The 12,186-nt window shown below is 64.0% G+C and carries 11 protein-coding genes and 1 pseudogene; 5 read left to right on the top strand and 7 right to left on the bottom strand.

Translation table 11 applies throughout. The features are described 5' to 3' along the window. Window position 1: 1 nt before the first annotated feature. A complete protein-coding gene (locus ACUXV1_RS07695) occupies window positions 2-892 on the bottom strand; it encodes a LysR family transcriptional regulator (RefSeq protein ID WP_043632538.1) in 891 nt (296 codons plus the stop codon). Window positions 893-1,056: 164 nt separating this feature from the next. Between ACUXV1_RS07695 and aceB the strand changes: the two genes are divergently transcribed. From aceB to ACUXV1_RS07670, 5 genes and pseudogenes are all read left to right on the top strand, one after another. Continuing rightward, window positions 1,057-2,652 (top strand): malate synthase A, encoded by a 1,596-nt coding sequence (gene aceB, locus ACUXV1_RS07690; protein WP_446014857.1) that lies wholly within the window; start codon window positions 1,057-1,059, stop codon window positions 2,650-2,652. A 233-nt stretch (window positions 2,653-2,885) separates the two neighbouring features. Further along, window positions 2,886-3,626: a hypothetical protein gene (locus ACUXV1_RS07685; RefSeq protein WP_446014856.1), complete on the top strand. Its 741-nt coding sequence runs from the start codon at window positions 2,886-2,888 to the stop codon at window positions 3,624-3,626. 12 nt (window positions 3,627-3,638) lie between these two features. Next, window positions 3,639-4,079 (top strand): annotated as a pseudogene (locus ACUXV1_RS07680) (GGDEF domain-containing protein); the annotation flags it as partial. Window positions 4,080-4,142: 63 nt separating this feature from the next. Next, on the top strand, window positions 4,143-4,832 hold the full coding sequence (locus ACUXV1_RS07675; RefSeq protein ID WP_203389606.1) for an SIMPL domain-containing protein: 690 nt from the start codon (window positions 4,143-4,145) through the stop codon (window positions 4,830-4,832). A 99-nt stretch (window positions 4,833-4,931) separates the two neighbouring features. Then, window positions 4,932-5,543, top strand: coding sequence for a glutathione S-transferase (locus tag ACUXV1_RS07670; RefSeq protein ID WP_043632529.1), 612 nt, complete (start codon window positions 4,932-4,934; stop codon window positions 5,541-5,543). Between the two features lie 82 nt (window positions 5,544-5,625). On the opposite strand, the gene ACUXV1_RS07665 is transcribed toward ACUXV1_RS07670, so the two are convergent. The 6 genes from ACUXV1_RS07665 to treP all read right to left on the bottom strand — a co-directional run bounded on the left by ACUXV1_RS07665 (window position 5,626) and on the right by treP (window position 12,080). Continuing rightward, window positions 5,626-5,961, bottom strand: a complete 336-nt coding sequence (locus tag ACUXV1_RS07665; protein WP_114152571.1) for a YnfA family protein — start codon at window positions 5,959-5,961, stop codon at window positions 5,626-5,628. 22 nt (window positions 5,962-5,983) lie between these two features. Then, complete coding sequence (locus tag ACUXV1_RS07660) at window positions 5,984-6,670, bottom strand: DUF1345 domain-containing protein (RefSeq protein WP_043632523.1); 687 nt, start codon at window positions 6,668-6,670, stop codon at window positions 5,984-5,986. Between the two features lie 77 nt (window positions 6,671-6,747). Then, window positions 6,748-7,539, bottom strand: coding sequence for an arylamine N-acetyltransferase family protein (locus ACUXV1_RS07655; RefSeq protein WP_081554296.1), 792 nt, complete (start codon window positions 7,537-7,539; stop codon window positions 6,748-6,750). A 123-nt stretch (window positions 7,540-7,662) separates the two neighbouring features. After that, the gene (locus tag ACUXV1_RS07650) at window positions 7,663-8,883 is read right to left on the bottom strand and encodes a maltoporin (protein WP_019104242.1); all 1,221 of its coding nucleotides are present in this window, start codon (window positions 8,881-8,883) and stop codon (window positions 7,663-7,665) included. Window positions 8,884-8,980: 97 nt separating this feature from the next. Beyond that, entirely contained in the window at window positions 8,981-10,633 is a 1,653-nt protein-coding gene (gene treC, locus ACUXV1_RS07645; protein WP_114152569.1) for an alpha,alpha-phosphotrehalase, read from the bottom strand. 16 nt (window positions 10,634-10,649) lie between these two features. Beyond that, a complete protein-coding gene (treP, locus tag ACUXV1_RS07640) occupies window positions 10,650-12,080 on the bottom strand; it encodes a PTS system trehalose-specific EIIBC component (RefSeq protein ID WP_043591953.1) in 1,431 nt (476 codons plus the stop codon). Window positions 12,081-12,186: the final 106 nt, after the last annotated feature.

Below are 12,186 nucleotides of genomic sequence, written 5' to 3'. Positions count from 1 at the left end.
CTCAATTCCAATAAGCCGCGTCAGCATACACTGACCGCAGATAGTCGACGAAGTGCCGCACACGCGCCGGCAGCAAGCGCCGCTGCGGCACCACCGCGCATACCGGATAGTCCGGCGCGGAGAACTCGTCCAGCACCGTCACCAAGCGGCCATCGGATAGATCGTCCTTCACTTCCCACAGCGAACGCCAGGCCAAACCCAAGCCCTGCAACGCCCAGTCGTGCAACACCGCGCCGTCGTTGCACTCCAGCCGGCCGGACACGCGCAGGTTCACCGCCTCGCCCTCGCGACGAAACGCCCAGCCGCGGCTCTGACTCTCCCCCAGCGACAGACAGTTGTGCTCGGCCAGGTCTTCCAGCCGGAGCGGCAAACCGTGACGCGCCAGATAGGCCGGGGCCGCCACCACCACGCGACGGTTCTCCGCCAGCCGGATCGCCACCAACGAGGAATCCGCCAGGTCTGAAATGCGGATTGCGCAGTCGATGCGGTCTCGCTGCAGGTCCACCAAGCGGTCAGACAGATCCAGCGTCACCTTCACGTCCGGGTGAAGTTGCTGAAAGCCCGCGATGTGCGGCGCCACGTGCTTGCGGCCGAAACCGGCCGGCGCCGAAACCCGCAAATGACCTCGCGCGCGGCCGCTGCCGGAAGCCACCGCCGCCTCCGCGTCTTCAAGATCGGCGAGGATGCGCTGACAGTCTTCGAAAAAGGCCGCCCCCTCCTGAGTCAAGGCCAGGCTGCGCGTGCTGCGGGTCAGCAGCTTGACGCCCAGCCGATTCTCCAGCGCGTCGATGCGCCGGCCAATGATGGCTGGCACCACCCCCTCCTGGCGCGCGGCGGCCGACAAGCTGCCCTGCGACACCACGGCGACGAAGGTCTCCATTTGTTTCAACATTCAGGCCGCCCCACGATTAGCTAACAAAAAGTAAAAGATGATATGTCTATATATGCATTTTTTTTTATGCTTTGCCTAGCTAGACTAGCCAGGTCCCGTTTCATTGTCCCAGGTCCAAACGCGGGCGCCTCCCGCCCCGGCCAACACTGCAAAGGAGTCCCAACATGGCAGCCACGCTTCCTCAGGGGATCGAAATCCTCGCAACGCTCACCCCGGCCTACGCCGACATCCTCAGCCACGACGCGCTGGCCTTCGTCGCCAAGCTGCACCGCCGCTTCGAACCTCGCCGCCGTGAACTGATGGCCGCCCGCGCCGCGCGCCAAGCCGAGCTGGACGCGGGCAAGCTGCCGGACTTCCTGCCGGAAACCGCCGCCGTACGCGCCGGCGACTGGAAGATCGCGCCGCTGCCGGACGATTTGCTGGACCGCCGCGTGGAAATCACCGGCCCGGTAGACCGCAAGATGATGATCAACGCGCTCAATTCCGGCGCCAAGAGCTTCATGGCGGATTTCGAGGACTCCAACTGCCCCAGCTGGGACAACCAGATCAACGGCCAGATCAATGTCCGCGACGCCTACCGCAAGACCATCTCCTTCTCCAACCCCGACGGCAAGCAGTACCGGCTCAACGCCGATACCGCCACCCTGCTGCTGCGTCCGCGCGGCTGGCACCTGATGGAAAAACACGTCAAGGTGGACGGCGACATCGTCTCCGGCGCGCTGTTCGACTTCGCCTTGTCCTTCTTCCACAACATCGCCTATCTGCGCAGCGTGGGCAGCGCCACCTATTACTACCTGCCCAAGATGGAAAGCCATCTGGAAGCGCGGCTGTGGAACGAGGTATTCGTGTTCGCCCAACAGGAGCTGTCCATCCCGCAGGGCACGATCAAGGCCACGGTACTGATCGAAACCATACTCGCCGCTTTCGAAATGGACGAAATTCTGTACGAACTGCGCGAGCACAGCGCCGGCCTCAACGCCGGCCGCTGGGACTATATTTTCAGTTGCATCAAGAAATTCCGTCAGAACCGCGACTTCTGTCTGGCCAACCGCGCACAGATCACCATGACCGTGCCCTTTATGCGCGCCTACGCGCTGCTGCTGCTGAAGACTTGCCACCGCCGCGCGGCGCCGGCGATAGGCGGCATGGCGGCGCTGATCCCGATCAAGAACGATCCGGCGGCCAATGAGAAGGCGCTGGCCGGCGTCCGGGCGGACAAGGAGCGCGACGCCGCCGACGGTTACGACGGCGGATGGGTGGCCCACCCCGGCCTGGTCCCCATCGCCGCCGAGGCCTTCGGCAAAGTGCTGGGCAACGCGCCCAACCAGATCGCCAAACAACGGCCGGACGTTCAGGTCGGCGCCGCCGAACTGCTGGACTTCCGCCCGGAAGCGCCGATCACCGAAGCCGGACTGGCGATGAACATCAATGTGGGCATCCAGTACCTGGGCGCCTGGATTTCCGGCAACGGCTGCGTTCCCATCCATAACCTGATGGAAGACGCCGCCACCGCGGAGATCTCCCGCTCTCAGATCTGGCAATGGATACGCAGCCCCAAGGGCGTGCTGGACGACGGCCGCAAAGTAACAGCCGAGTTGTTCCACCAGTTGCACGCGGCGGAAGTGGCCAAGCTCAAGGCCGAGTACGGCGCGCGCTGGACCCGCCAGTACGACGATGCCGCCGCGATGTTCTACCTGCTGACCACCTCTGACGATTTTGTCGAGTTCCTGACGCTGCCTGGATACGAATACCTGGCCTGACAGGACAAATGGATCCCGACGGCGTGAATGTCGGGATTTGTCAGCCTGGCTGCGTAGCTTTGCGGATTGAAGCTCATGGACAACGGCCCTATCATGGGCCGCTTGTCATAATTCACCTTGCAAAGCGCGCCCGCCAGTCATCTGTTCAAGCTCTGGCCACCGCTCGCGAGACAAGACGCCGCGCCCGCCGCGCGAGGTTTCACGACGCACAGCAGACTTTGAACAGACCCCACATGCAAAGCATCCTCGACTTCCAGGCCACCGTGCTCAGCACCACCGGCTACGGCCTGGCGCTGACCGCCATTATCACGATGTTCTGGCTGCGCAACCGCGGTGAGCGGGCCTTCCTGTATTTCTGCGCGGCCGGCGCCAGCGTCAGCCTGGGCGGCATGTTCAGCCTGCTGCCCATCGGCCTGCCGCCATGGCCGCAACTGGTATTCAACAATCTGCTGTGGATGCTGTTTCATCCCCTCGCGCTCTGCGGCATCCGCCATCTGAACGGCAAAAGTCCGCGCGTCTGGCAAAGCCTGTTGCTGGTTGCCGCCGGCATGGCCGCCTATCTTCAAGCCGGCCCGGCCGATATGGGACAGCGCACCATCGCGATCTGCCTGGTCTATCTGGTCGCCTGGCTGCTGGCCGCCCGCGAACTATGGCCTGGACACTCCCGCATCGCCGGCGCCGGTCGCAAAATGGCGCTGGCGGTCAGCCTGCTTTATGCCCTGCTGGCGCTGGCGCGCATCGTGCACGCCATCTGGGCCGGCAACGTTTACAACGCCGACTCCATGAGCTTTTCCATGCTCAGTTCTCTAGGCATGCACTGGCTTAGTTTCAGCTTCATCTTGTGCGCGCTGTACATCTGCTACGAACGCGCGCTGGAACGGACCCAGCACCAGGCCAGTCACGACGGCCCGACCAATCTGCTCAACCAGCGCGGCTTCCGCGAACTGGCCGAGGCCGCCTGCCGCCGCGCCTAGCGCGAGCGCAAGCCGCTGGCCCTGCTGCTCTTGGACGTCGATCACTTCAAAAGCATCAATGACCGCCACGGCCACCAATGCGGCGATCTGGTGCTGCAACAACTGGCCGCCTGTCTGCGCGCCCAAGCGCGCGCCGGCGACATAGTGGGCCGTTACGGCGGCGAGGAATTCGTGATGCTGCTGCCGCGCACCGGCTTGCACGACGCTCACGCGGCAGCCCAACGCCTCATGCGAGCGGTGGCCGATCTGCGGCCGCAACCTACCTCAGCCGCCCCGCCCTTGCGCATCAGCGTCAGCATTGGCGTCGCCAGCACCAGCCAGCAGCCCTATGATGGCCTGTCCAGCCTGTTCCGCGCCGCGGACAGCCAGCTCTATCGGGCCAAACGTAACGGCCGCAACCGGATAGAACTGGCCGAAGGACAGTATGCCGTCGGAAACTTTTCTCGGGCATGATGGGCCTACACACTGCGAATCGGACTTTTCCGATCAAGACAACAATGTCATGGGAATCGACACATGAACAAACAGACTCTCTTGCTTGCCAGCTTAGGAACCCTGCTCGCCGTCAGCGCCGCCCCGGCCCTGGCCGACGCCACCCAGCTCAATCTGTCCGCCAGCGCCCAGCGTGAAGTGCCCAACGACCAGATCAGCGCCACCTTCTACCAGCAGTTGAGCAACGCTCAGCCGGCGGTGTTGGCCGACCGCCTGAACAAGGCCGCCGCCCAGGGCATCGCTCTGGGCAAAACCTATACCAAAGTGCAGTTGTCCAGCGGCGGCTACAACACCTGGCCCAATTACGACAAAAACGGCAAGATCCAGGGCTGGCAAGGCCGGGTGGAAATCCAGCTGAAAAGCCGCGATTTCGCCCAGGCCGCCGAACTGATGGCCAAACTGCAACAGAACCTATTGCTGCAAGGGCTGCAGTTCAGCGTATCCGACCAGGCGCGCAAGGAAGCGGAACAGAGCATGCTGCCGGAAGCCATCGCCAACCTGGAAGCCCAAGCCAAGATCGCCGCCAAGGCCATCGGGAAAAATGTCAGCAATATCAAGGAACTGGATATTGGAAGCCAGTCGCCCATCTTTCGTCCGCCTATGATGATGAAGGCCGCCGGCATGGCCGCCAACGCGGAAGTGGCGCAACCGGACCTGCAGCCAGGACAATCTCAACTGCAACTGCAAGTCAGCGGCAAGGTGGAGTTGAAGTAAGCCTTCCAGCCGCCACGGCATTGCGCTAAAGTAGTCGCTCGCCGGGCCTTATCCGTCCGGCGAGCACTTCGCCTGCCATCATCCAGAACGACCCGAAACATGAAACTGATCGCCTCGTTGACCAGCCCCTACGCCCGCAAGGTGCGCATCGTGCTGGCCGAAAAGAAAATAGACTGCCCGCTGGAGGAAGACGTGCCATGGAACGCGGACACCCGCGTTGGCGACTACAATCCTCTGGGCAAGGTGCCGGTTCTGGAACTGGATGACGGCTCGACGCTCTACGACTCGCGCGTCATCGCCGAGTATCTGGATAACATCTCGCCGGTATCGCGCATTCTTCCCCAGGAAAACCGCCTGCTGATCGCCACTCGGCGCTGGGAAGCGCTGGCCGACGGCATCGTCGACGCCGCGGTGGCCATCGTGCTGGAAAAACGCCGCCCGGACGACAAGCAGATGCCGGAAGCTATCGCCCGCCAACGCGGCAAGATAGACCGCGGCCTGGCCGCGCTCGCCGCCGATCTGGCCGACCGCCAGTGGTGCAACGGCGTGGGCTACAGCCTGGCCGACATCGCCGTCGGCACCTGCCTGGGCTATCTGGACTTCCGCTTCCCGGAAATAGACTGGCGCGACAGCCACCCCAATCTGGCCAGCCTGCTGGAGCGGCTGATGACGCGGCCGTCCTTCGCCGACACGCTGCCTCCGTCCGTTTGAATCGCGCCGCCGTCAAAAAAAACCGGGCCCAAGCCCGGTTTTTTCATGCCGCCGCGCAATGCGGCGGATCATAAACTGGTTCTCAGCCCGGCCGCGGCGCCAGCATGATGATGGCCATCCCGCACAAGGCCACCGCCGCGCCAGCCATGTCCCAGGCGCTGGGCCGGATGCCGTCCACCAGCCACAGCCACAACAGCGCCACCGCCACGTAGACGCCGCCGTAGGCGGCATAAACCCGGCCCGCCGCCGCCGGGTGCAGGCTGAGCAGCCAGACGAACAGCATTAAGGCCAGCGCCGCCGGCAATAACAACCACCACGGCCCCTCTTTGCGCAGCCACAGCCAGGGCAAGTAACAACCGACGATTTCCGCCACGGCGGTCAGGCCGAACAACAACAACAATTTCAAAGCGTTCAACATGGGGTCTCGCTGCGCGCCGGCATCAGATCAGGCCGGCGGCGATATTAATCATCAAGGCCAACACCGTGGCGTTGAAAAAGAAGGACAGCACGCAATGCAGCGTGCCCACCTTGCGCATGGCGCTGGTGGTGTAGCTAACATCGGCGGTCTGCCCGGACGTGCCGATAATGCAGGCGAAATAGAGGAAGTCGCCGTAATCCGGCTCTTCCTTGCCGGGAAACTCCAGGCCAGGAGCCAGGCCGCGCGCGTGAGCGTTGTAATAAGCGCGCGCGTAATGCAGCGCGAACATCACGTGGATGAAGGCCCAGGAGGAAAAAATGGTCAGGATGGCCAGCGCGACGTGGCCGGCGCGCGGCCAGCCGTGCAGGTCCTTGACGACCGCCAGTTCCAGCACGATGGCGGCCAGGCTGGCCATCGCCGCCAGCACGGCCAGCGTCATCACCAACGTCTGCCCCTCGTCCTCCAGCCTGGCCCAATGACGAATATGCTGGCGACCCTCGCTGAACATCATCCAGGCCACTAGCGCCAAGTAGAGCAGCACGCCGATGTTCCACGCCACGATGTAGCGGGTGATGTCCTGCAACGGCAATAGCCACGGCAGCGTCTGCAAAGCCAGCAGGCCGACGGCGGCGGCCCCCACCAGTCGTGGACGGGCCAGCAGCATGCGGGTCGGGGCAAAACGACGGGCGGCGCGTAACAGGGCGGACATAGCGGCTAAGCTCCCCTTGAAGGAATGGACCAGCGCCCAGTGTACCTGTCCGGGCGCTGGCGGCAAGCCCTCGCCGCTTAAGCCGGCAACTTGCTGAAACGCCGGGTGAACAGACGGCGGAAGGTCTCAAACTCGCCCGGGGCCAGGGCCAGCCGACATTGCCTGCCGTTGCGAGTCTCGGTCAGCGTCTCCTCGGTCAGTACCCGGCTGCCTTCGGCGGTCAGCAAGGCCATTAGCCGGGTCTTGTTGAACGGCGAGCGCGGGTCTTCGGCGATGCGGCGCTGGATCTCGCTCAGCGCGCCGCAATCGGCAATCTCATCGTCCAGGTCAAAACCGTAGGCGATGCGCCAGCCCTCGCCCTCACCCGGGGGCCGCCGTTCCAGTTGCGCGAAGCCGGCGCCGGCCGGCCAGGCCACCCGGTAGTCGCCGTTGGCGGAGCGCGCCACTTCGCCGCACAGCGGCACCATGCGCAGCGGTTGCTTCAGGCCGTAGCCGCAATCGAGCAAATAGCCCTGACCTTGGTGCCACAACAGAATGGCGACATGGGTGCCGCCCAGCGGCAGCCAGTCCTGGCTGTTCTCGTCGAAGATCGTGGCGCGGATCAGGCTGGCTTCCAGGCCGTTGCGGCGCAGGAACAGATAGAGCAAGGGGTTGAGCTCGTAACACAGGCCCCCTTCGTCGCGTAGCGCGATTTTTTCAAGCAAGCCCCGCTCGCTGATCGGTTCGGGACCACCCTGAAACAGGCTCAGATTTTCAAACGGCAGACTCAATGCCGTCTCGCGCAACAAAGCGTCAATGTCTTCGAAGGCCAGTGGCCGCTGCGCATCCCAGCCGATGCGAGCCCGAAATAGAGCGTTGATGTCCGGCATAGTCCCTCCCGTCTAGCTTCAGACAGGCAATCTAACAGCCGCCGGGCGGGATCGACAGATCAATTATCCGGGCGAGACATTCAAAAAATTTGATGGACCTCGCCCGCTGCGCTCAAACATTGCTCACCACCAGTGTTCCAGCTGCACCCCGAAGGTGGAGCCGCTCAGCGCATGGCCGAAGGCGCCGCCGTCGGCCAAAGTCGAGCCGGGCGCGGCCGCCTGCTGGGCGGCGCGGTTCCAGCGCGCGTAGGTATAGAAGAAACGGAGTTCCGGCCGGCTCCAGAACGCCTTGTCCAGCGCCAGCGTCGGCGCGATGGTGAACTTGCTCAGAGTGCGGACTTGGCCATCGGCGGCCTTGACCCGGTCGAAGCCCACTTCGGCCGCCAGCTTGAAGCGCTCGCCAAAGGCGTAGACCGGCCGCGCGCCGGCCGACCACCAGGTCTGCCCGCCGTCCGGCCGCGCGTCGCGTTGCCAGGCCAGCATCAACTGGCCGCCGAACTCTCGCGTGGCTTGCCAGTCCAGCGCCTCCACCAGCCGGCTTCGCCGCGTGCCGCTGTCGCTGACGAGACTGCCGGTGCCGCCCAGGCCGGTGCCCGGCCCCACCCCGTATTGCAGCGCAAACAGATTGCGTCCGCCCAACACGCCTTTTTGCTCGTGCAAGGCGCTGAGCGACCAGCCGCTGTTCGCGCCCGTCACCTGGCCGGCGCGCTGGATGTAGCTGAGGCCCAGAGTCAACTCGCCGCCGGGATTGACGGCGATGCCGCCCAATTGCAGATCATGCTTATTAGCCTGATCCGCCTGCCACCAATTGTCGTTGCGCGAGAAGGCATAGCTGAGCTTGAGCGCTTGGCCCAATTTGAAGTCCTCCAGACCGAAACCGGTGCCGCTGGGGTTCCAGAAATAGAAGTCGGCGATATGCACGTCGTGCCGCTTGTAATAGCGCCGGCCCGCCCACAGCGTGGCGCCGTTCAGTTCCGGGATATCGCTCCATTTGGCGTAGGCCTGCGGCAAGCGGACATTGCCGTTGTCGCCCTGAAAAGTCAGCGAATGGCCGTTGCGGTTGTACAGGCTGGCCATGCCCACCACGCTGAGCTTGCTGCCGTTCTCGGCCTGGAATAGCTGCTGGCCCAGTTCCAGCTCGGCGTACTGTTCGCATTCGTTGCCCAGCCGGTACTTGGTTTCGGCGCCGGCCAGTTGAAAGCAGCTCTGCTTGCCGCCGCTGTCTGAACCGCCGGCGCCCAGGCGGGCGTAGCCGTGAAAATCCAGCGCTTGCGCGGCGGCGGGCAGCAGCAGGGGGGCGGACAAGGCCAGCAAGGCCAGGCCGCGGGGGGTGAATTGAGTCATTGTTCTCTCCATTTCCCTTAGTTTTGGGCACAACGCGGCCTGCCGGCCGGGAATGCCGGCAGCTCGCAGAGGATTAACTCCTCGAAAACTCTGAGGCTCAGTTCAAAACGGCGCGGTAGATCAACGATTCGTAAGGCCGCAGCCGCGCCCGGGCGGGATGAGCCGCCGCGTCGGCGTAATTGGCGCACAGCAACTGCCAGGCATGGTTCGGACTCAGGTAGTCGGCCGGCGGCGAGTAATCTCGCTCCTCGGCGCTGAAATTGCTGATCACCAACAGCTTCTCGCGCTCGCCGGTCCGCGCGTAGACCCACAGCGCCGGATCGTCCGGCGTCAGGCAGCGGTAATCGCCGTCGCTGAAGATCGGGTATTGCTTGCGCAGCGCGATCAAGCGCCGGTAGTGCTGCAGCACCGATTCCGGATCGCGACGCGCGGCGGCGACGTTCACCGTCGCCGCGTCCGGCGCCAGCCCTATCCACGGCTCACGCCGCGAGAAGCCGGCGAAGCGGCTGTCGTCCCATTGCATCGGCGTGCGCGAGTTGTCGCGCGACTTCTGCCGGATCGCCGCCATCGCCTGCTCGCGGTCCAGGCCGCTAGCCAGCAACTGGCGATAAGCATTGTGGGTTTCCACGTCTCGGTAGTCTTCGATGTCGGAGAAACCGGGGTTGGCCATGCCGATTTCCTCGCCCTGATAGATGTAGGGCGTGCCTTGCAGGCCGTGCAGCGTGGACGCCAGCATCTTGGCGGACTCCACGCGGTAGCGGCCGGAGTCGCCGAAGCGCGACACCACTCGCGGCTGGTCGTGGTTGCACCAGAACAGAGCGTTCCAGCCGCCGCCCTCGTGCATGCCGCGCTGCCAGTCAGACAGAATGCGCTTGAGCGCGATGAAGTCGAAGGGCGCGGCCCGCCACTTCTCGCCGTCCGGATAATCCACCTTCAGATGGTGGAAATTGAAGGTCATCGACAGTTCGCGCCGCTCGGGGTGCGAATAGGCGACGCAATGTTCCAGCGAGGTGGACGACATCTCGCCCACTGTCATCAAATCCCGGCCGGCGAACACTTCGCGATGCATCTGCTGCAGGTACTCATGCACTCGCGGGCCGTCGGTGTAGAAATGGCGGCCGTCGCTGTCGTCCTCGGAGAAAGCCGGATCCTTGGAGATCAGATTGATCACATCCAGCCGGAAGCCGGACACGCCCTTATCCGCCCAGAAATTCATCATGTCGAACACCGCGCGCCGCACCGCCGGGTTGTCCCAGTTCAGGTCCGCCTGCGTTTTGTCGAACAGGTGCAGATAATACTGACCGCTGGCCTCGTCCCGCTCCCAGGCGGAACCGCCGAACTTGGAGCGCCAGTTGTTGGGCCTGTCCCGCCAGATATAGAAGTCTCGATAGGGATTGTCCCTGCCCTGCAACGCCTGACGGAACCAGGGGTGATCGGTGGAGGTATGGTTGACCACGATGTCCAGCATCACCCCGATGCCGCGCAGCCGGGCCTCGGCCAGCAATAGCTCGAAATCGGCCATGCTGCCGTAAGCCGGATCGATCGCGTAGTAATCGCTGACGTCGTAGCCGTTGTCGCGCTGCGGCGAACGATAGAACGGCGTCAGCCATATATAATCCACCCCCAGCCAGGCCAGGTAGTCCAGCTTGTCCGCCACGCCCAGCAAATCGCCGGTGGCCGCCCCGTGGTGGCTGTAAAAGCTCTTGGGGTAGATCTGGTACACCACCGCGGATTTCAGATTCTTCTTCATCGGAACGGCTTTCGTATCAGGACTGCGGCAACTGGCGGCGCGCCAATACCCAGGTCAGAGCGAACGGCGCCACCAGGGCCACCACCATGCCCACCATGAACATCGGAATCTGCTGCGGGATGATGGAGATGAAGGCCGGCAAGCCGCCGACGCCGATCGCCGAAGCACGCACGTGGCTGAGGGTGATGGTGGCGGCCGCCAGCGCCGAGCCGACAAGCGCCGCGTAGAACGGCAGCTTGTAGCGCAGGTTGACGCCAAACATCGCCGGCTCGGTGATGCCGAAGAAGGCGGAAATCGCCGAAGTGGACGCCATGCTCTTCTCATTGCTGGCGCGCGCCAGCCAGAACATCGCCAGCGCGGCGCTGCCTTGGGCGATATTGGACAAGGCGATCATCGGCCAGATGAAGGTGCCGCCCTGATTGGCGATCAGCTGCAGATCCACCGCGATGAACATATGGTGCATGCCGGTCAACACCAGCGGCGCGTACAAGGCGCCGAACAACATCGCGCCCAGCAGCGGCGCCAGGTTGAACACATAAACCAGCGCGTCGGTGATGGCGATGCCCAGGTGGCGCGCCACCGGACCAATCACAGCCAGCGCCAGCACGCCGCTCACCACGATGGTGACGATGGGCACCACCAGCAACTGGATGGAATTGGGCACCCGCGGCCGCAGCCACAGCTCCACCTTACACATCACCCAGGTGGCGGCCAGGATGGGCAGGATCTGGCCCTGATAACCCACTTTCTCGATGCGGAACCAGCCCAGCACATCGAAATACGGCAGCGCCGCGCCATCCAGCCCGGCGGCGGCCTTGCCGTAGTTCCAGGCGTTGAGCAGATCCGGATGCACCAGCAGCAGACCCAGCACGATGCCCAGCACCTCGCTGCCGCCAAAGCGCTTGGCAGCGGACCAGCCCACCAGCGCCGGCAGGAACACAAAGGAGGTGTTGGCCATCATATTGATCAGCCCCCACACCCCGTCCAGGCCCGGGTAGGCGTCCAGCAGGCTCTTGCCGTCGATGAACATGCCCTTGGCGCCCAGGAGATTGTTCAGCCCCATCAGCAGGCCGGCCACGATGATGGCGGGCAGGATGGGCATGAACACATCGGAGAACACTTTGACCAGCTGCTGCAAACGACCCTGCTTCTGATCGCCGCTGGACTTGACCTCGGCCACCGTGGCGCGTTGCAGCGCCGCCAGCTCGATCAAGGGCTGGTAGACCCGGTCCACGTCGCCGGAGCCGATCACTATCTGGAACACGCCGCCGTGGCTGAACTGACCCTTGATCAACTCCACCTGGCGCAGCGCCTCCTGGTCCACCCGGCTTTCGTCCTTCAAGGACAAGCGCAGCCGGGTAATGCAGTGCGCGGCCTGTTGCAGGTTGTCGCGGCCGCCCACCGCTTCGAGTATCCGCGCGGCGATCTTCTGGTAATCGTGGCTCATCTGAGGGTCCCTGTATCTCTCGGCCTGCCGGTCTGCGCCGTCTAGCCCGTTATCAAACCTGGCGGCGGTATTGGCAAGCGCCGCCGATGCTGATGGCACGCTAACT

Source organism: Chromobacterium sp. W521, from assembly GCF_052805975.1.
This window is presented reverse-complemented; position numbering and strand designations above follow the sequence as displayed.

Bases quoted from the DNA above. Each gene is read 5' to 3' on its own strand.
- ACUXV1_RS07695 (WP_043632538.1), bottom strand. From the start codon at position 892: ATGTTGAAACAAATGGAGACCTTCGTCGCCGTGGTGTCGCAGGGCAGC.
- aceB (WP_446014857.1), top strand. From the start codon at position 1,057: ATGGCAGCCACGCTTCCTCAGGGGATCGAAATCCTCGCAACGCTCACC.
- ACUXV1_RS07685 (WP_446014856.1), top strand. From the start codon at position 2,886: ATGCAAAGCATCCTCGACTTCCAGGCCACCGTGCTCAGCACCACCGGC.
- ACUXV1_RS07675 (WP_203389606.1), top strand. From the start codon at position 4,143: ATGAACAAACAGACTCTCTTGCTTGCCAGCTTAGGAACCCTGCTCGCC.
- ACUXV1_RS07670 (WP_043632529.1), top strand. From the start codon at position 4,932: ATGAAACTGATCGCCTCGTTGACCAGCCCCTACGCCCGCAAGGTGCGC.
- ACUXV1_RS07665 (WP_114152571.1), bottom strand. From the start codon at position 5,961: ATGTTGAACGCTTTGAAATTGTTGTTGTTGTTCGGCCTGACCGCCGTG.
- ACUXV1_RS07660 (WP_043632523.1), bottom strand. From the start codon at position 6,670: ATGTCCGCCCTGTTACGCGCCGCCCGTCGTTTTGCCCCGACCCGCATG.
- ACUXV1_RS07655 (WP_081554296.1), bottom strand. From the start codon at position 7,539: ATGCCGGACATCAACGCTCTATTTCGGGCTCGCATCGGCTGGGATGCG.
- ACUXV1_RS07650 (WP_019104242.1), bottom strand. From the start codon at position 8,883: ATGACTCAATTCACCCCCCGCGGCCTGGCCTTGCTGGCCTTGTCCGCC.
- treC (WP_114152569.1), bottom strand. From the start codon at position 10,633: ATGAAGAAGAATCTGAAATCCGCGGTGGTGTACCAGATCTACCCCAAG.
- treP (WP_043591953.1), bottom strand. From the start codon at position 12,080: ATGAGCCACGATTACCAGAAGATCGCCGCGCGGATACTCGAAGCGGTG.